This window comes from Enterovibrio gelatinilyticus, from assembly GCF_028683095.1.
Taxonomy (GTDB): Bacteria; Pseudomonadota; Gammaproteobacteria; order Enterobacterales; family Vibrionaceae; genus Enterovibrio; species Enterovibrio gelatinilyticus.
In genome coordinates this window covers 1-16,142 of sequence record NZ_JAJUBC010000016.1, presented here as the reverse complement: position 1 = coordinate 16,142, position 16,142 = coordinate 1, and the positions used below count along the sequence as shown (strand labels likewise).

15 protein-coding genes, 1 other RNA gene, 1 pseudogene and 1 CRISPR repeat array are annotated in these 16,142 nt (G+C 43.3%); of the genes and pseudogenes, 10 read left to right on the top strand and 7 right to left on the bottom strand.

What is annotated here, in order from left to right; genetic code table 11:
• The first annotated feature begins 134 nt into the window (after positions 1–134).
• The 6 genes from LRP50_RS14445 (at position 135) to ffs (ending at position 7,179) form a co-directional block, all read left to right on the top strand.
• Positions 135–1,172 carry a reverse transcriptase family protein gene (locus LRP50_RS14445; RefSeq protein ID WP_274165166.1) on the top strand — a complete coding sequence of 346 codons (1,038 nt, stop codon included), beginning with the start codon at positions 135–137 and terminating at the stop codon, positions 1,170–1,172.
• A gap of 278 nt (positions 1,173–1,450) precedes the next feature.
• Positions 1,451–2,686: a TniQ family protein gene (locus LRP50_RS14440; RefSeq protein WP_274165165.1), complete on the top strand. Its 1,236-nt coding sequence runs from the start codon at positions 1,451–1,453 to the stop codon at positions 2,684–2,686.
• On the top strand, positions 2,686–4,752 hold the full coding sequence (locus LRP50_RS14435; protein ID WP_274165164.1) for a type I-F CRISPR-associated protein Csy2: 2,067 nt from the start codon (positions 2,686–2,688) through the stop codon (positions 4,750–4,752). The genes LRP50_RS14440 and LRP50_RS14435 overlap by 1 nt, the downstream gene beginning before the upstream one ends.
• Before the next feature lie 9 nt (positions 4,753–4,761).
• Positions 4,762–5,799 (top strand): type I-F CRISPR-associated protein Csy3, encoded by a 1,038-nt coding sequence (gene csy3, locus LRP50_RS14430; protein WP_274165163.1) that lies wholly within the window; start codon positions 4,762–4,764, stop codon positions 5,797–5,799.
• Positions 5,796–6,398 carry a type I-F CRISPR-associated endoribonuclease Cas6/Csy4 gene (cas6f, locus tag LRP50_RS14425; protein ID WP_274165162.1) on the top strand — a complete coding sequence of 201 codons (603 nt, stop codon included), beginning with the start codon at positions 5,796–5,798 and terminating at the stop codon, positions 6,396–6,398. Before csy3 ends, cas6f begins: the two co-directional genes overlap by 4 nt.
• Positions 6,399–6,527: 129 nt before the next feature.
• Positions 6,528–6,975: a CRISPR direct-repeat array (repeat unit 28 nt; unit sequence GTGTCCTGCCGCACAGGTAGCTGAGAAA).
• Between the two features lie 107 nt (positions 6,976–7,082).
• Positions 7,083–7,179, top strand: an RNA gene (gene ffs / locus LRP50_RS14420) — signal recognition particle sRNA small type.
• A gap of 17 nt (positions 7,180–7,196) precedes the next feature.
• Here ffs and LRP50_RS14415 read toward each other — a convergent pair.
• The 3 genes from LRP50_RS14415 to LRP50_RS14405 form a co-directional block, all read right to left on the bottom strand.
• A complete protein-coding gene (locus tag LRP50_RS14415) occupies positions 7,197–8,048 on the bottom strand; it encodes a hypothetical protein (RefSeq protein ID WP_274165161.1) in 852 nt (283 codons plus the stop codon).
• A 69-nt stretch (positions 8,049–8,117) separates the two neighbouring features.
• Positions 8,118–8,546: a hypothetical protein gene (locus tag LRP50_RS14410; RefSeq protein WP_274165160.1), complete on the bottom strand. Its 429-nt coding sequence runs from the start codon at positions 8,544–8,546 to the stop codon at positions 8,118–8,120.
• A complete protein-coding gene (locus LRP50_RS14405; RefSeq protein WP_274165159.1) occupies positions 8,543–9,469 on the bottom strand; it encodes a zinc dependent phospholipase C family protein in 927 nt (308 codons plus the stop codon). Before LRP50_RS14405 ends, LRP50_RS14410 begins: the two co-directional genes overlap by 4 nt.
• 693 nt (positions 9,470–10,162) lie before the next feature.
• Between LRP50_RS14405 and LRP50_RS14400 the strand changes: the two genes are divergently transcribed.
• The 3 genes from LRP50_RS14400 to LRP50_RS14390 all read left to right on the top strand — a co-directional run bounded on the left by LRP50_RS14400 (position 10,163) and on the right by LRP50_RS14390 (position 12,207).
• Complete coding sequence (locus LRP50_RS14400) at positions 10,163–10,411, top strand: hypothetical protein (protein ID WP_274165253.1); 249 nt, start codon at positions 10,163–10,165, stop codon at positions 10,409–10,411.
• Positions 10,412–10,477: 66 nt separating this feature from the next.
• A complete protein-coding gene (locus LRP50_RS14395; RefSeq protein ID WP_274165158.1) occupies positions 10,478–11,077 on the top strand; it encodes a Cap15 family cyclic dinucleotide receptor domain-containing protein in 600 nt (199 codons plus the stop codon).
• On the top strand, positions 11,074–12,207 hold the full coding sequence (locus LRP50_RS14390; RefSeq protein ID WP_274165157.1) for a nucleotidyltransferase family protein: 1,134 nt from the start codon (positions 11,074–11,076) through the stop codon (positions 12,205–12,207). The genes LRP50_RS14395 and LRP50_RS14390 overlap by 4 nt, the downstream gene beginning before the upstream one ends.
• Positions 12,208–12,874: 667 nt before the next feature.
• Here the strand turns inward: LRP50_RS14390 and LRP50_RS14385 are convergent.
• The 4 genes from LRP50_RS14385 to LRP50_RS14370 form a co-directional block, all read right to left on the bottom strand.
• A complete protein-coding gene (locus LRP50_RS14385; RefSeq protein WP_274165156.1) occupies positions 12,875–13,090 on the bottom strand; it encodes a hypothetical protein in 216 nt (71 codons plus the stop codon).
• 163 nt (positions 13,091–13,253) lie between these two features.
• Positions 13,254–13,424, bottom strand: a complete 171-nt coding sequence (locus LRP50_RS14380) for a helix-turn-helix domain-containing protein (protein WP_420791224.1) — start codon at positions 13,422–13,424, stop codon at positions 13,254–13,256.
• 903 nt (positions 13,425–14,327) lie between these two features.
• Complete coding sequence (locus LRP50_RS14375; protein WP_274165155.1) at positions 14,328–14,819, bottom strand: hypothetical protein; 492 nt, start codon at positions 14,817–14,819, stop codon at positions 14,328–14,330.
• Positions 14,809–15,165: a hypothetical protein gene (locus tag LRP50_RS14370; protein WP_274165154.1), complete on the bottom strand. Its 357-nt coding sequence runs from the start codon at positions 15,163–15,165 to the stop codon at positions 14,809–14,811. Before LRP50_RS14370 ends, LRP50_RS14375 begins: the two co-directional genes overlap by 11 nt.
• 275 nt (positions 15,166–15,440) lie before the next feature.
• Between LRP50_RS14370 and LRP50_RS14365 the strand changes: the two are divergent.
• Positions 15,441–15,806 (top strand): annotated as a pseudogene (locus LRP50_RS14365) (alpha-amylase family glycosyl hydrolase); the annotation flags it as partial.
• Between the last annotated feature and the right edge of the window lie 336 nt (positions 15,807–16,142).

Here is a 16,142-nt window from a genome sequence, read left to right as displayed (position 1 = left end):
TGTAAGTAAGCGTGAATAGCTTCGCTATTCTTACGGCATTTAAACTTCACATATTTCGCGAGCGAAATCTGCAAAGTTTAAATGTAGGTGCGTAGTATAGAAGGTAGCTTCTACAAGTCATTTGCCCAATTATTATGAATAAAAAACAAAAAAAAGAATTAGTACAGAACTGGGAAATATTCTTTATTGATAGGGGAGTGTCAGAGCACCTAGTTGACCAGTATGTTAAATATGTAGAAAGGCTTGTTGAATCCAACCTCCCTGTAATATTTGAGATAGAGCACTTATCTAAGTTAATAGGCATCGATCTATTTGATTTGCATAAAATTGTTGGTAACCCTAATTATTTTTATCGCGAGTTTACGATCCCTAAAAAACGAGGTGGTACACGAACGGTTACAGCTCCTTATCCATCGCTATTAATGTGTCAAACATGGATATACGAGAACATCTTAAAACCTGTCCCAGTTCATTTCTGTAGTCATGCATACAGAGAGAATAAGTCAATCATTACCAATGCAACTCCTCACTTGAACCAGAAAGCATTGTTAAAAATGGATATGAAAGATTTCTTTCCCTCTATTCCTATAAACTGGGTAATCAACTTATTTTCTCAATTGGGCTATCCAAACAATATTTCATACTATCTAGCAAGAATTTGTTGCTTTGACAACGCACTTCCTCAAGGAGCATCAACAAGCCCAGCATTAAGTAATATTTTGCTCAGAAATCTTGATAGTCGACTATATAAACTTTCAAAGTCATATAATTTAAACTACACAAGATATGCGGATGATATGGCATTTTCGGGTCATTACATACCCCATAAAATTATTGGGATTATAGAGAGGATAATTTCAGATTATGGGCTGCTAGTTAATTCAGATAAAACAACTCTAATTGTTGGTGATAAACAAAAAATAGTGACAGGGATATCAGTAAAAGGCAACTCACTAGCCCTTCCTCGCTCATCAAAACGTTTGATAAAGCAAGAAATACACTATATAAAACAGTATGGATTAGTTTCGCACATCAGTAAACTTAAAATTAAGAACCCTTATTATCTTCAATCCCTGGAAGGCAAGTTGCGGTTTTGGCTACAAATAGAGCCAGAGAGTGATGTTGCATCTGAAAACTTATACTTTATAAAGTCTCTTTTGAATAATAAATAATAAATAATAAATAAGAAGCGAGAATGTTTATTAACCTTTTCAGCTTCCAGCTATTGATGCCAAATGTAGTTTTCTGAGTTAATAGTGTCTTTTTTTTTGGTTTAATAGATATAATTTTGAAAAGGATATGTCTTTGATAGAAGTGAGTCATTGACTTACTATCTGACACCTAAAAAACTCTCCTAGAGATTTACTATTGGTCGATTTCTTAAAAATGACTCAAAGCTCTACAGTAGAACAACCACACTTTACTAAGAAATCCTTAGTGTGTGGCATGTATGTCAAAGCTATTAATAAGAATTAAGTGTGGGTTAGACGAGTCCCTCGAAAGCTATCTGCTCCGTCTGAGCCAAGCAAACTACTTTGAATCTTATCAATTACTTAGTAGGGCACTTAAAGATTGGCTTTACGAGCATGACGAAGAAGCTTTTGGGGCTTTTCCTCTTCAGCTCAAGCATGTGAATGTTTATCACGCTGCGCAAAGCAGTGGGTTTCGTGTTCGTGCTGTTCGTTTGCTTGATAATCTCGCTGATACACAACTACCACTGTTACAGCTCGCCGTGCTTGGCTCCAGCACTCGCTTTTGTTTCTCGCATTCATCCGTATTTCGGCAAGGAACTCATATACCTCTTTGCTTTGTGAGAAAGAACGGAGTGCCAATATGCCCCGAATGCTTAAAGCAAGATGCGTATATTCCTCAAGTCTGGCACTTCACTCCTTACACTGCATGCCACAAACATCAACTGGATTTGATTGATACATGCCCTAGTTGTGGTGCGTTGGTTGACTATTGCACCAGTGAAAACATTACTGAATGTGAGTGTGGTTTTGACCTTAGAAGTGCATATACCAGTAAAGCGGGAAAATCTCGTTACGCGTTGAGCTGCCTGATGGCGGGTGAGCTAGATAGCCTCAATGACAACGTACTTAGTCAATGCAATCAATCTACTCGGTTTGGTGCGTTGCTCTGGTATCACTTGGAGTTTGTTGGGCAGTTAGAGCCTGATAACACCGTTAGTGTTGATGGTTTTTGTGATGCCATTGAGTTTTTCAACAAATGGCCTGAGTCACTGCATTCTAAGATGAATGAGAGGTTGGATGTGTGGGATTCAGCCCGTTACACCGAATACAACGATACGCCGTTTAGAAAGGTCTTCGGAGATGTTTTGCTTCACGCCAGTGGCTTACCTTCAAGGCAATTGTCAGAGAACTTTGTGCTTCGTGAACTGGTGGGGTATTTGTCTAACCTGATTGAGAAAAACCCTAAGACAAAGAAAGCCAATGTTGGCGATATTCTTCTGACATTAGCGGAAACGTCGGCGCTTCTCTCTACAAGCTATGAGCAGGTAGGCAGACTCTACCAAGAAGGTTTTCTCAAACTCGCTTACAGGCCACATCAACAAACGACCATTCCACCACATAAACCTGCATTCAGGCTTCGCAATGTCATTGAGCTAGGCATTGCGAGAATGCAGACCGATCTTGCCAGCGATGTTTATCTTCCAGCGTGGTGATGATGAAAACACTGAGTGAAGCAGTTAAGAGTGATGAACCCGATGTTGCTCTGCGCATGGCGTTCGCCGCTTATTCGGGATTGGTTGATGTAACAGGAGAGGAAACTCTCGCACTCATCGTTTTACTGAATTTGACGCTAAAGCGCGTTGAGGTTGAATCACTGACGTCTCGTTCTTCAGCAAAAGCATTGCTGCAAGATGATGACCATGTATCGTCATGTCTCCAAGAAGTTCGCTGGCTTCACTCTCACAATGTGAAATATCCTGATACGCGAGTCCAAGCGCAAAGAGTGCTTTGTGGTGGCTTGCCCGTTAATGGTGAGGTATTGGGTTCTGCACACTGTGAGCGTCGGTTAGGGTGGTCTCATAACTCTTCGATGGTGAACAAAGCCAAGCTATTTTGTGCAGGTTTCATTTGGGAAGGGGCATCAACCTGTTTAGCTGAGTGTGTCGCTCACGATCAAGGAGTTTGGCGAAAAGCGTTTCGAAGTTTAGGTGTCACTAAACCTCAGTTCGATAGCTGGCGGGAGTTCATTAACCAAGCTATGAACACGGATCGCTTCCCCGTAGATGTGAGTGATTATTCAAAACAAGTTCGTTTCCCTTGGGGTAATGATTACTTAGCCATAACGCCTGTTGTTTCCTGTGCTGTGCAAGCACAGATTCAGCAGCTTCATACACAAAGAATTGGCCGATTTAGAACAATAACGCATGGACATCCTGCGAGTGTTGGTGATCTTACGTCATCAAAAGGCGGGAACGTCTCGGTGCTCAATTATCCATTGTTCATCTCGCAGTATAAACGGAGAACGCTTAGCCAAAGCCGAGCGGGGAAAGTAGCGTCTGGTAAACCTGTTTTCAACGTTGGTGCGGTGCTAAACAAGCGTTTCATGGGCGTTCTGGATGGTCTGACGCATCTGCAAAAGGAGCTGACACTTCGGCAGCGTCGGAGGCACCGCGTTGCTTTGATTCGTCAGTTACGGCGAGGTCTTGCTGATTGGCTTCTTCCCATCATGGAGTGGCGGGATAGTGTTCAGAATGATGCCGATAATGAAATCATCGCAACGGAACCAGAGCGCTCACTACTATGTGCGCCATTGGCTGATAATCCCAAATTACTGCGACAGGTGAATCAACGTTTTCATGAGACGCTGCAAAGTGCAGGGTTTAGCAAATCAGAATATGCCTATCACCCTAAATTGCTAGAACCGGTATCAAACCAATTACGATGGATTCTAAATGGTCTTGGTGAAAAAAATGATGCTGAGGCAACGTCTTCGATAGACGTTATCCATCTCGAAAACCTTCGAGTGTTCGATGCATTATCTTTGGCAAACCCCTACTTGGTTGGCATTCCGTCGCTGACCGCGCTTTGGGGTTTTGTGCATGCTTATGAACGAAAGCTCAAAAGCTTACTTGATCAAAGGGTAGGGTTCACTGGTGTTGCTTGGCACATACGAGAGTATTCAGCAGTGTCTGGATTGAAATTGCCAGGACTGACGCTAGAAAGAAAGCGAAGCGATCATTTAAAGCGAACGGGCATCATCGAATCGACACACTGCGACGTAGTGATGGATTTGGTGATATGTGTTAACCCTGATTGTTTGGCGCATGAGTCTCGTGATGAATTAGTCGAATTGGTAAAGGCTGCACTCCCATCCCGTTTCGCAGGAGGGACGTTGCAACCCCCGTCGCTCTATGAATCGAAAAGTTGGTGTTCACTGCGATCATCTCAATCCCTATATCAACGCATTTCCCGATTGCCAGCAGCGGGTCGTTGGATTTGTCCCTCTGTAACTACTCCCAAATCTTTTGAAGGTCTCTGCGAACTTACCGAGTTAGATAAGGATTTGAAGCCTGTGATGGTGGGCTATCAACTGCTAGAAGAACCAACTGAAAGACCAAACAGTGTTTCTCCTGCTCACGCCTACGCAGAGCCTTTGATAGGGCTTTGCGATTGTAAATCCCCCATAGATATTCGCCTTAAAGGTGAGAAATATTTCAATGCGACCTGTTTTTGGAAAATGGATGTCGTTGGCGGTTCTATCCTAATGCGAAGAGCATAAGGGGGAATCATGGAACTCTGCACTCAGCTTTCTTACCAAGGTTCTCTGCGGCCAAGTAAGGGCGTGTTCTTCTATGAACAAGCTGATGGCACTATGGTGCCTTTGCCGATTGACCACGATGCGATAGTCGGGCAGAAATGCAGTTATTCAGAAGCATATCAACCCAGTGGTTCTGATAAGAACCTTCAGCCTCAAGATTTAGCGTTCGGGAATCCTGTCCGAAGAGAGTCTTGCTATGTTCCCCCAACAATCGACACCGTAATGTGTCGCTTCTCCTTGCGTGTAGAGTCCAGTTCTCAAACTCCATTCGTTTGTAATAATCAAAATGTTGTGGAAGCACTCCGTCACTTTTCCTCGGCTTACCGAAAAGTAGGTGGTTATGAAGTTCTCGCCAGACGATATTGCAAGAACCTGCTGTTAGGGAATTGGCTTTGGCGTAACAAACGAAGCTTGGGGCTGAAAATAGCAGTCAACACATCTCGCGGCAGCTCGTTTGAAATTGATAATGCACTTCTTATTGATTGGCATGAGCCTTGGCCGTCTGAGTACGAACAAGCGTTGGATGGATTAACGGCAGAACTAGCTGATGCTTTGTCCGGAGCGCAGCCATTTTGGTTTGCCGATGTAAAAGCGCACGTTTCAGCTTCCTTCATGCAAGAGATCTTCCCGAGTGAATTGTTCAGTGATGCGAAAGACGGCTCTAATCTATCCCGAGAGTACGCAAAGGTAAGATCGGGTGATGGTCAGTTATGGCCTAGCTTAAACGCCGAGAAAATAGGAGCGGCAATCCAACTTATCGATGATTGGTGGTCTGATGAAGCGGATAAGCGACTAAGAGTGCATGAGTATGGTGGCGATAAAGAATACCTTATTGCCCACAGAATGCCTGCTAGCGGCATTGATGCCTACAGCTTGTTGAAGACTGTCGATGAAAAAACAGCGTTGCTAGAAGGTGTGCAAAGTGCCAACAAGATACCTTCTGATATTCACTACCTGATGGCTGTGCTGGTCAAAGGCGGCTTGTTTCAAAAGTCGAGGTCAGCGTGAAGCGGTATTACTTTGTAATCAACTATGTGCCAGAACATGCTAACCAAGAATTATTGGCAGGCCGATGTATATCAACGCTGCATGACTTTCTGAATTTTCATCATATAAGTGGGATAGGTGTGGGCTTTCCAAGCTGGACGCAGCAAAGCCTCGGCAAGCAAATCCTGTTCTGTTCATCCAATCAGCAGCGGCTGAGTCAGCTTCATCAATCGCAGTATTTCCTAATGATGGCCGAGCAAGGATTGTTTGTTATCAATGATGTTGAACCTGTTCCAGCAGATACAGCAGAGGTTCGATTTTACCGAAACCAAGGCATTGCAAAGCTATTTACGGGCGGAAAAAGAAGAAGGCTTGAAAGAGCTAAGCGACGTGCCGCTGAGCGTGGAGAAGCGTTTGATCCCGAGAAGATAGGAAGTAATCAACCAATCGAGATGTTTCACCGAATACTCATTGATAGCCAGAGCACTCAACAAAGATTTGTGTTGCATGTCCAAAAGGAAAAAGCGGCTGAAGTCTCAGACGCAGAATTCAATGGATATGGATTGGCAACCAATCAAACGCATAGAGGAACAGTGCCAGATATTCGTGTTTCGCTTTAACCCTTTTTTGATTGAGATTTTTGCAGCTAGTGAAATCAGAGGCTTACAAAGTTGCTGTAAAAAATGGTTTTGTTGGTGAGGGTGGGTTAATTAATTGATTTAATTTGAAAAACTAGCCGTTTGGCAACGGTGTCCTGCCGCACAGGTAGCTGAGAAAGATATCAATTCGGAAACCATCATTTACTAGCCGTGTCCTGCCGCACAGGTAGCTGAGAAAATTTCAGGCATGGCAGGTGCATTGTTGAATTGGTGTCCTGCCGCACAGGTAGCTGAGAAAAGCGAATAACAACTTATTAGATGCCAATTGGCGTGTCCTGCCGCACAGGTAGCTGAGAAATCACGGACTTGTCAGAGTTGACCGTCACACACGTGTCCTGCCGCACAGGTAGCTGAGAAAGATATGGAATGAAGCTGCCCCCGACGCTATAGGTGTCCTGCCGCACAGGTAGCTGAGAAAAATAGTGTGCTGATACGGGACTACTTACAATAGTGTCCTGCCGCACAGGTAGCTGAAAAAGAAAGCCTTGTTGATAGGCCGTAAACTGCCAAGTGTCCTGCCGGATAGGCAGTTGAGATAAGATCAGGAAGCTAGCAACCAACACTTGGAACTTAACCCTGCCGTAAGGCAGAGATGAAAAACCGACATGCCAGAAATTTTTGGCTAGTTTGAAACAATGGAAACCCCATAGGTTTCCTCGCAGCGTGACTGTGTGTAATTGGTCAGAGCCGGAAGGCAGCAGCCAGCATACAGAGAGCGGGTGCCGAGGGTTGGCTTGTGGGGTTTCCACCCTATACAGCTCAGGCGATTGGCTTTGGCCGCCAGCCTTGATCAAAAGCCTTGTAAAGCTCCCTGATGTTTTTGAACTCTTTCCCAACATGCTTACTTACACAATGCTTACATATTTTCTTTGTCATAGGCACATAGTATTGGAAACACAATTGGCATTCGCAACTTTGCCTGAGAGTAGAGTTTCCTTCAGGGGGCGAGAGATCAACTTCGGGAGTTGTTTTAGGTGGAGGGGGAATATCGCCATCAGTGTTTTCGGGTATGGGAGCTGAATTTGAGCCTAGATGATTTTCACTTGGCGGGAGCTGCAGTTCTCTGTATAGCTTTGCGTGTTGTCGCAACATATTGGCTATGCCTTCGGTGCTTTGGCAATCCAGCAATGGTGAGCTTTTAACTCGAATCCAACGTTGTAAGTGGAAATCCCTATCGATCAATGGGATTTTTTCGCTGCCAGGAAAAGGGACGTAGATCCCTATGCGATGACCCATATCCGTCGTGCCGATGATGTCTACTGTGCCATATTCAGATTGAACATCCAGCTCCCATGTGTTCACCTTCAGCGTGTACTCGAAAGCTTCCTCGTAATCAAAAACATCAATTGAGTTCAGTTTTACAAGTTCTTGCCTTATCAAAAGTGCGAGAGAAGTCTCTGGTGAGTAAGAGCAGAGAACCTGCGTTTTAAGGTCATTGTCAGTAATGTGGGCGAAGCAGTGCGCATTGACCTTACCATGCCTTGCAACAACTTGTGTACCACAGCTAAGGCATATGCAATCGCATTTCAAGCCCTGCTCAACATCATCTATACAGACTATTTCATCGGTTAGAATTTTTTTCGCAAAGGCTATTTTTACTTCACCCACCATTTAGAATAATAAACTCCCTGACAATGTTGTTAATTGAAGTGCAAGGAGATACTTGCCCCTAAGAAGTCTTTAGTTGGAGCAAATTTCAGCTGCATCAAGATTAATGCTACAGGTATTTGATTTTGGTGATTTCCAGTAGATGCTGTCAAATTCAGCGTTGCAGCCAGCGTCCTCCATAAGTGCGACGTTACCGTCACATATCAGCATGACCGCATTATCCCCTTGGAATTCCTGTAGTAATCGATAGTTAGCTACTTTTCCTTCTTTGGCTAACGCCTCAAGCTCAGGTAGCTGATTGGGATTGGTTGAGGTGGCACTTGATATAATCTCTTCTTGGCTGAGCCCTTCGGTATTCCCCCACTTAAGTTCACCGTCAACAGCTTGGGATACATCTTTCAGAATTGAAGCCATGTCATACATAACTTCATCCGAGTATTTGGCCTGTGTTGAGCAAGACGTTAAAGACATAAGCAATGCAAGAGTAGTAATTAATCTCATTGGTTCCCCCAAGCAGTTAGCAGTCCGTTTTCACAGCGACCTGTATCTAAATTCCAATTTTTGAAGAAATCTGTTTCTGAGTCTTCAAACACAGCTGCTGCGGTTTGCTCCCAAAACAACTGGATAGTCTCAATCGCCTTATCAAAGACTTCGTCATAGTGTTTTGTCCCATCTGGCGTTTCGAGGCTTTCGATAAATGTTGTATCGACTTCCTCGTGAAGGGGATAGGTTAAGCCTTGTTTTGATGCAACATGTCTAGCCCACGGGAACAATCGATGTGACTCCTCCGCGTTATCTACAACTGTTTGGAAACCTTTGTGCCAAGCGTTGATGTTAGGCTGACATTCATTCGCATAGTCTGGGTAGATAGCATTGAGTGCGGTGTGCCAGATGTCGTTGATAATCGGATCAATCGAATTGTCGTCATTAACATCTACGCAGCTGCCTATGTTTTCTTTTACACGGTCAGCCATGCCAATATCGCCTAGGTTCAATCGAGAAGACCAGATATAGGCATCCTGATTCATTTCACAAACACGATGGGTTTTAGCGTTTTCAGCATAAGGGCCAACTTTCATTTCAACCACGGGATGAATGGTAATGTCAGCGGCAACGTGCGCGCCGAAGCCACATAGCCACGCAAAGGCTTTTTCTTGGTGTTCGCTATTTACTGATTTCACTTGCTGAACGAGAGCATCTATCAACTTGCCGACATTGTTGTAATGCATTTCGTCAGCCCATTTGTTTTGGGCTGAATCCATGAGATCCAGATAAGGGTAATCAGGGCTGACGCAACCGAGTTCCAAATACCTTTTGTTTTGAGCTAAAGCCTTTTTGGCTTCTCGGGGCATGTCCAGAGTCATCAAAGCATTGTTCGCAGAAGCTATGTTAACTGCGGTGATATGAGCAAAAGCGCCTGGCATAGTCATCTCCATTCATATTGAATGATGAGTTTACTACGCTCTTGAAGGTTGATTTGCGAGTTAAGACAATTAAAACAATAAGTTAATGTTTTTTTCGATCAAGGAAAGTGCAATTTGAATAGGGTGAAATTTCGCCGCTATGTTTTGTGAGGTGCTGGCAATACGGGGTAAGTAGAAATTATGAAAAACGCATACAGCATACTCTTTTACATACTCAACACTTCATTTTTTGTATTTTTTTTGTATTTATATCATAGTGTTAATGTTACTTTTTGGTCTAAATGTCGCTCAATTAAAATATACATATATATTTTTTCATCTATCCCAAAAAAAGTTGATTTTTTCTAGGCCGTTTACCCACAAAGAGTGTGGTGGTAAGTAAGCACTAACGCTCACCCATTCGTCCTCAAGATATCCACAATTCAAGCTGATTTAGAGACTTGCAATTCTTTCCCTTCGCCCATATCTTGTTTCTTTCTTGCATCCAATGCCCACATATAGTGTTTTATTGTGTGGGAGAGTTTGTGGGATTTAGAAACAGAAAACCCCCAGACAGAGTCTGAGGGTCTTTTGAAAAAACAAACCGTCGTTGAAGACCGAGGGTGTTGCTTTTTGATGTTTGGCGACTCGAAGCATAGCACTATCGTCTTGAACGGCAAACTGAGTATTCGAACAGTATCTGAGGAAATAATTATGTCGTCGAACAAAAAATCAACTTCCGCCAAGGTTGCCGAGCATGCAGCAAAGACACTCCAAGACTCAAATGCTTCAAGAGTAGCTAAGTCACTTGCTGGATCGGCTTTGTCGCAGAGCAGAAATAAAAAGCAAACCAGCAGCAGCATGGAAGAAACTGCATCTAAGGTGCTCAGAAGCACAAAATATAGCCGTGATACTAAATCACTAGCAGCTTCGGTCTTATCACAGTCCAATAAATCGCGATAAATTACAGAGACATTACCTCTCTGTATTAGAGGGGTAATTGTGATTTGATTTTAAAAGGGGAGACGTATGCACGATTATGCAGTTTTCGGTCATGACCGATCTTCGATCGGAAGATGGCTGGGATTTACCTCTATTGCACTGTCTGGAGGTATTGCGCAGCTATTAGCAATGCTTACTGACTTAACTGGTTTTGATGCGTTTGCAAAGGCAACTATAACGACAGGTGTTGTGTATTTTGTTCTGCATTGGTTGTTCAACAAGTGGGCATGGAAGATACCATTCTTTGAAATCCCTAACTTAAGCGGGACATGGGTGGTAGAAGGCCAGACACTTCAGGAAGATGGCACAACAAAGCACCATTGGAATGGAACGATTGGTGTCGAGCAGACGTGGAAAACAGTGTCTATTCACTTAAAAACCCAAAACAGTCAGAGCATTAGCTATACCGCAACTTTGTCCAAGAGATTTGGACCAACTGGAGGGTGGTTATTGAGTTATAGCTATAGAAATGAGCCTGAGTTAGAGCAATCACATGAGCTAAATTCTCATAAAGGTTATTGCGAAATTGAGTTTGATAAAGATATTAAGGTCGGGAAAGCATCTTATTTTAATAGTGCTGGTAGGCGAACTTTTGGAATTATAAATCTGAAAAAGGATGAAAAATGATCGACTTTGAGAAAAGATTGAAATCCCTGAAAGACCGCCGCCAGGGAAGCAGAGAGAGAGCAGCATTTGAATCTTTCGATTCAGCGTCTGCTACAAACGCTATTTTGAGAGGTATTGATGTTAGAAAGCAAGAAGCCTTTGAAAAGCTGAATGAAACAGTAGGCATTAAATACGCCGTTGGTGCCATGGCTGCTGTTGATGAAAAGTCTACTAGGGTTTCGAAGAGTGAGGGAGACAGAGTTGCCGATAATCTCATAAAAAGTTTAAAAATAAGCGGTGAGTCTGTTACTAAGCGTCTACAAGGCTCCGTTGCATTAGATATTCATATCAAAGGTCATTCTGATGTGGATATGCTGATAATCGTAATGAACCCAGTGAACATTGAGTTACCCAAAGTCAATCCCAATGGCTATTTTCCATCATCAGATCCAAGGAACCTAGTGGATATTGCTAAAGATGTAAGGATAAAGTCGGAAGAGATACTGCCCAAGAATTTTCCGCAAGCAGAGGTTGACTGCACGGGTAATAAATCCATTGCTTTGGAAGGGGGGAGCTTACAACGGAAAGTCGATATTGTCCCTGCGATTTGGTTTGATAGCATAAAGTATCAAAGATCTGGATTAGAGTCAGACCGTGGCGTCAAGATCTATCACAAAGCTGATCACAGATTACTCCTCAACTACCCTTTTACTCATATAAAACTAATTAATGAGCGAGATGATATTTATTCAGGAAATTTAAAGTGTGTGATTCGATTACTAAAGAATATGATTGCGGATATGCCAGAGTACAAGAAGAAAGTAGTGAAGCATCTTTCTAGTTATGACTTGGCTGCAATTGCGTATCATATGGGCACTGAGCTAAACGTTCCGACTTACATGAGATTGGCTTTAGTAGAAAAAACAAGAGCTCATTTAACGATACTGGATGGCTCCAAAGCTTATCGAGATAGCTTGATTGTTCCAGATGGAAGCAGAAGGATTTTTGACACAGAAGAGAAAGCTGATGCGCTGAAAATATTGGCAAATGAGATAGCTGATCTTGCTGTAGCGATCTATAAAGAAATCAAACCTTGGAATACTGCTTATGACTCGAGTGTGATCTTGAATAAATCGGTCTTCATTCTCTAGGGATAGAAGCTAAAGAAGGGAAAAGCCAGTACTTTTCTCTTTTTTAGGTTGATAAGTACCTAAAATTCGGAGTCGAAGTGCCAGCAACCCAATACATGTTCTGAAACTTTCTTTCACAACCCGGTTGATAAGACTTCTGTATTAAGCGTTTGCAAACTTATGGTGTCAGACCTTGCAAACTTATGGTGTCGAAAATCTCCTAACCCATTGATCTAACGTTACAGCTCTGAAGCTTTATGGTGTCGGCAACATTTCGCTTTAAAATCAGTAAGTTATATCAATTAAATGCTTAGTTTTGCCCAAGTGGTACACTTCGTGTGTTACACCATGCAGGTTAGTTGATTGATTCCCCACTATATGCCCAAGCCTGATTTAAACTCAACTGTTCGCGTAGTTTCATCCCCCTTTTCTTTAACGTCGATCTAAGTACCAGTGTTCATATCGCTTGAACGGCTTGCCTAGAGCTGCACTAATGCTGTCGCCTATTTGTGTTTGAATGTGCGCGTAATTCGCCAAGCGAATGGGATACAAACTCTTGAAGAGAATGGTAACCACTGAATGGCGATAAAAACGTTTATCAAACCATTTTGGTTAAGCTAGGGGGCATCTACCGAATAAGATCGTGAGGCGAACGGGGCTATGCCAAAAGTGATGACAGCATCGCGATTCAAGATTTTCCCTCACTTTCCCTTCGTGCTCTTTCAACCTTCGCTCGGATTTCAGCCTCAAAAGAGTCCATCCGTACCTCCAAGAAGTAATCTTCGTCAGCTTGAGTTGGGGTGCGTATGACTTTCACCTCGGGCTTTTTGAACATTCTGTGAAGCAAATAAGCGATGGCTGGGATAGCGGTTGCCACTATTCCCCAGATGAGTAGCTCTTCCATTGTTATTCCTACATGGTGGTTTGTTGCTTATATTCAGGTAAGTAACTGATAATAGTAAAGGTGTCTTGTTCGAGTTTTGGGCGTGGCAAACAAAAGTTTTCGGACTTTGAAAATTGGATAAATTTCCGATGGGCATATATAGAGTAGGGGGAGGTGTAGGGGTCTAGTTTCGACGGGCGTGACTGACGTTCGGGGTCACAGGTAGTCTGTCTTTATTCCTAAGATAAACTCTCACCGTGTTTCTAGATAAACCCAACGTCTTTGCGATACGGCGGATGCTTTGGCCCTGTTGATGTAAAACGTGTATATCCACTAGTTGCTCCTGATTGATCATAGTCCGCCGTTTTATCCATGAAACGAAGAGACATTTTGTCTCGGGTGGGTCAATTTTAAATCGACGTTAGTGGGTCATTTTTACATCGGCGGTAACATAGGCTCAAAAGCGTTGCGCAAAGATGAACGGTTGGTTGTTGGACGATATGCTTTTCGTATTGCTCGATTACCGACTCACTAACGCCGACAGCAACACCCATTTGTAACCAAAACCGCATCGGTGGCTTTTCATCTGCCTGATTTTCACTAAACCCGAAGCCAATATGTTAATTTTTCATTCCTAGACATTAAACCCAAGATAAATGCCCTTAATTGGCTCTATGGGATAAGTCTAAATGGCAATGAATTCTTTGATTATTTAAGTTGCCTGTCCCGTTTCCCTCGTTCAGTTAGTAATATAGCCTTCTCATTCCAGTCATGACATGAGCTTGTTGTCGAGGAAGGGAGGTGGCAAAGCGTCTTTGGCTCAAGGTTGTTCATGCTGGTTAGTGTGGTGATGGCAAAAAGGAGGCCGAACGGCAAGGTTAGGGTCGTCTTGGCAAAGATGCTTAGCCTTATTTTCATCCAGTTGTTTTTCTGGGTTTTATGAGCAGACTAATTCCCTTAGAAATGGCATAGATTATTACACTTATGAACAGCCCAAGCACACAACCAAAAGCGAAGTTCGCGCCGAGTGATACTGCTATGTTCTCAATGTTCCAGTCTAAGCACTCACCAGCCCCTGTCAGCTTGTGACAAAAGGTCACTAGCTCATGATCAAACTGGGCATAGAAGAGGAACCCCGTCACAAAGAGACTGACAGGAAGGGCTATGAGCAATAACGTAAGTTTGAAAACTAGTTTTTCCATAGATTATTCTTATCGTTGGCTATGGCGTGGCTAAGTCGTCTCATATAACAATGAGATTACTCAATATAAAACGGGTTCTGGTACTGCTCTAGAAAAGGTAATATCTTGAACGAGTTAAGTTCGGTGTTGGCATCAAAGTAATCAAGCACAGGCTGAACATTGAGTGTTTCAAAAAGGGTGTCATCGGCTCTGTAGACTCGTTGATAATCTTCCCAAGCGGTAAAGTTGTCATTTTTGCCAAACTCAGCAGCATATGCGAAAAGATCACGGCTATAAGTGCCCTCTGTCTCGCCCACACAACGGCGAGTTAAAAGCGTATTCAAATAGACTGCTGCTGCATACTTTTCAGCATTACTCAGCTTGGCAAACCATGGCGCCTCAATTTTCTTAAGTGGCGGTTGCCCTTCTGTGCACTGAGTCAGTTTGGTCTCGAACGCTTGGCGGGACGCCAACACATTTTCCTGCAGGTAGTCATTCCATGTTGTAGCCGCTGATGTTGTGCATGCTGTTAACGCGGATGTAAGTAAAGCCAAAGTGCTAAAGCGCATTGTATGCGTACCTCCAAAATTGCCCGTCTTTCCTTCTGGAATATAGCGCCGCTTCCTGTGCAATTCGCTCCATTCTTGTTCGCGAGATTTTGCCAACAGAACCCATGGCATCAGCAAATAATATCCAATCATTTGTCGTGACGTTTAGCCCACTACTGAAAAGCCCTGTCGCGTTATTCCCTCTTCCCGCAAATAACATGAACATAGGGACACCAGTCATTATGGTGTTGAGTGCGCTCTCCATATCAGCGATTTCGTTAACCTTCGCGATATAGTCCAATGTTCTTTTAGAAGGGGTGTAATCATCAATACTACAAAAATCGCCCTTTACGCGACTGACGCTCATGAATTATCCAAGTAATTAGTAAGTTGCATCCATATTATCGGCAGTTTCTCGTGTGTGGGTAGCAGTTGTGATAATTGCTACGAGATATATTCTTTCTTTTCATCGTCTTCGTGTCCATCCAACATCGGTTTTTTCCGCACAGCAAAAAGAAAAAAATGCGAAGCAATAACGGAGACATACACTCTAAGAAAGTCACCATCTAGTCAGTTTCAATGGATTTGTGTTTCTAGGCTCAAAAGCATTGCGCAAAGATGAACGGTTGGTTGTTGGGTGAGTCAGAGCATACGTCCGTTAAAGCGCGAATTGAGTCATTGAAGAAAGAAGAAAACACAGCGCCTTGCTTATACCCCTTTGCTGGAAACCCGAGGGAGCGGATGCCTGAGGGTATACCTCTTAGGTTAATGGATTATCTAGAACTTGTTGATTGGACTGGTCGTCAAAGCCGAGAAGATAAACGGGGTAATATTGATAGCCAAACACCTGAGATACTTAATCGGCTCGGGTTTGATGGTGCAGAATGGTTTGATACCTACGCATGTATGGAGAAGGGAACACTGATTGGCACAGAGTCAGCCATCAAAGAAGCCTTACCTTTGCTTGGTCGAAAGCGCCTTTGCGGATTTCGATTACCGACTCACTAACGCCGATAGAAACACCCATTTGTAATCAACACCGCATCGGTAGCTTTTCATCTGCCTGATTTTCACTAAACCCGAAGCCAATATGCTAATTTTCCATTCCTAGACATTAAACCCAAGATAAATGCCCTTGATTGGCTCTATGGGATAGGTCTAAATGGCAATGAATTCTTTGATTATTTAAGTTGCCAGTCCCGTTTCCCGTCATTACGTCAGGGTATGATGCGTACAATGTAGCAAGGGCTGGTAACCATGGTGCGGCGGTCGGGCACGCAGCCATCAGTCTCGGGTCTGCGCTTCTTTTCGTAGGGGCTACAAAAGCACTGTTTGCCGGTGCAG

Excerpts from the sequence above, each read along its gene's own strand:
- LRP50_RS14435 (WP_274165164.1), top strand. The coding sequence starts at position 2,686 with ATGATGAAAACACTGAGTGAAGCAGTTAAGAGTGATGAACCCGATGTT.
- LRP50_RS14370 (WP_274165154.1), bottom strand. The coding sequence starts at position 15,165 with ATGAGCGTCAGTCGCGTAAAGGGCGATTTTTGTAGTATTGATGATTAC.
- LRP50_RS14385 (WP_274165156.1), bottom strand. The coding sequence starts at position 13,090 with ATGGAAGAGCTACTCATCTGGGGAATAGTGGCAACCGCTATCCCAGCC.
- LRP50_RS14395 (WP_274165158.1), top strand. The coding sequence starts at position 10,478 with ATGCACGATTATGCAGTTTTCGGTCATGACCGATCTTCGATCGGAAGA.
- LRP50_RS14400 (WP_274165253.1), top strand. The coding sequence starts at position 10,163 with ATGTCGTCGAACAAAAAATCAACTTCCGCCAAGGTTGCCGAGCATGCA.
- LRP50_RS14410 (WP_274165160.1), bottom strand. The coding sequence starts at position 8,546 with ATGAGATTAATTACTACTCTTGCATTGCTTATGTCTTTAACGTCTTGC.
- csy3 (WP_274165163.1), top strand. The coding sequence starts at position 4,762 with ATGGAACTCTGCACTCAGCTTTCTTACCAAGGTTCTCTGCGGCCAAGT.
- LRP50_RS14390 (WP_274165157.1), top strand. The coding sequence starts at position 11,074 with ATGATCGACTTTGAGAAAAGATTGAAATCCCTGAAAGACCGCCGCCAG.
- LRP50_RS14380 (WP_420791224.1), bottom strand. The coding sequence starts at position 13,424 with ATGATCAATCAGGAGCAACTAGTGGATATACACGTTTTACATCAACAG.
- LRP50_RS14415 (WP_274165161.1), bottom strand. The coding sequence starts at position 8,048 with ATGGTGGGTGAAGTAAAAATAGCCTTTGCGAAAAAAATTCTAACCGAT.
- LRP50_RS14445 (WP_274165166.1), top strand. The coding sequence starts at position 135 with ATGAATAAAAAACAAAAAAAAGAATTAGTACAGAACTGGGAAATATTC.
- LRP50_RS14440 (WP_274165165.1), top strand. The coding sequence starts at position 1,451 with ATGTCAAAGCTATTAATAAGAATTAAGTGTGGGTTAGACGAGTCCCTC.
- LRP50_RS14375 (WP_274165155.1), bottom strand. The coding sequence starts at position 14,819 with ATGCGCTTTAGCACTTTGGCTTTACTTACATCCGCGTTAACAGCATGC.
- LRP50_RS14405 (WP_274165159.1), bottom strand. The coding sequence starts at position 9,469 with ATGCCAGGCGCTTTTGCTCATATCACCGCAGTTAACATAGCTTCTGCG.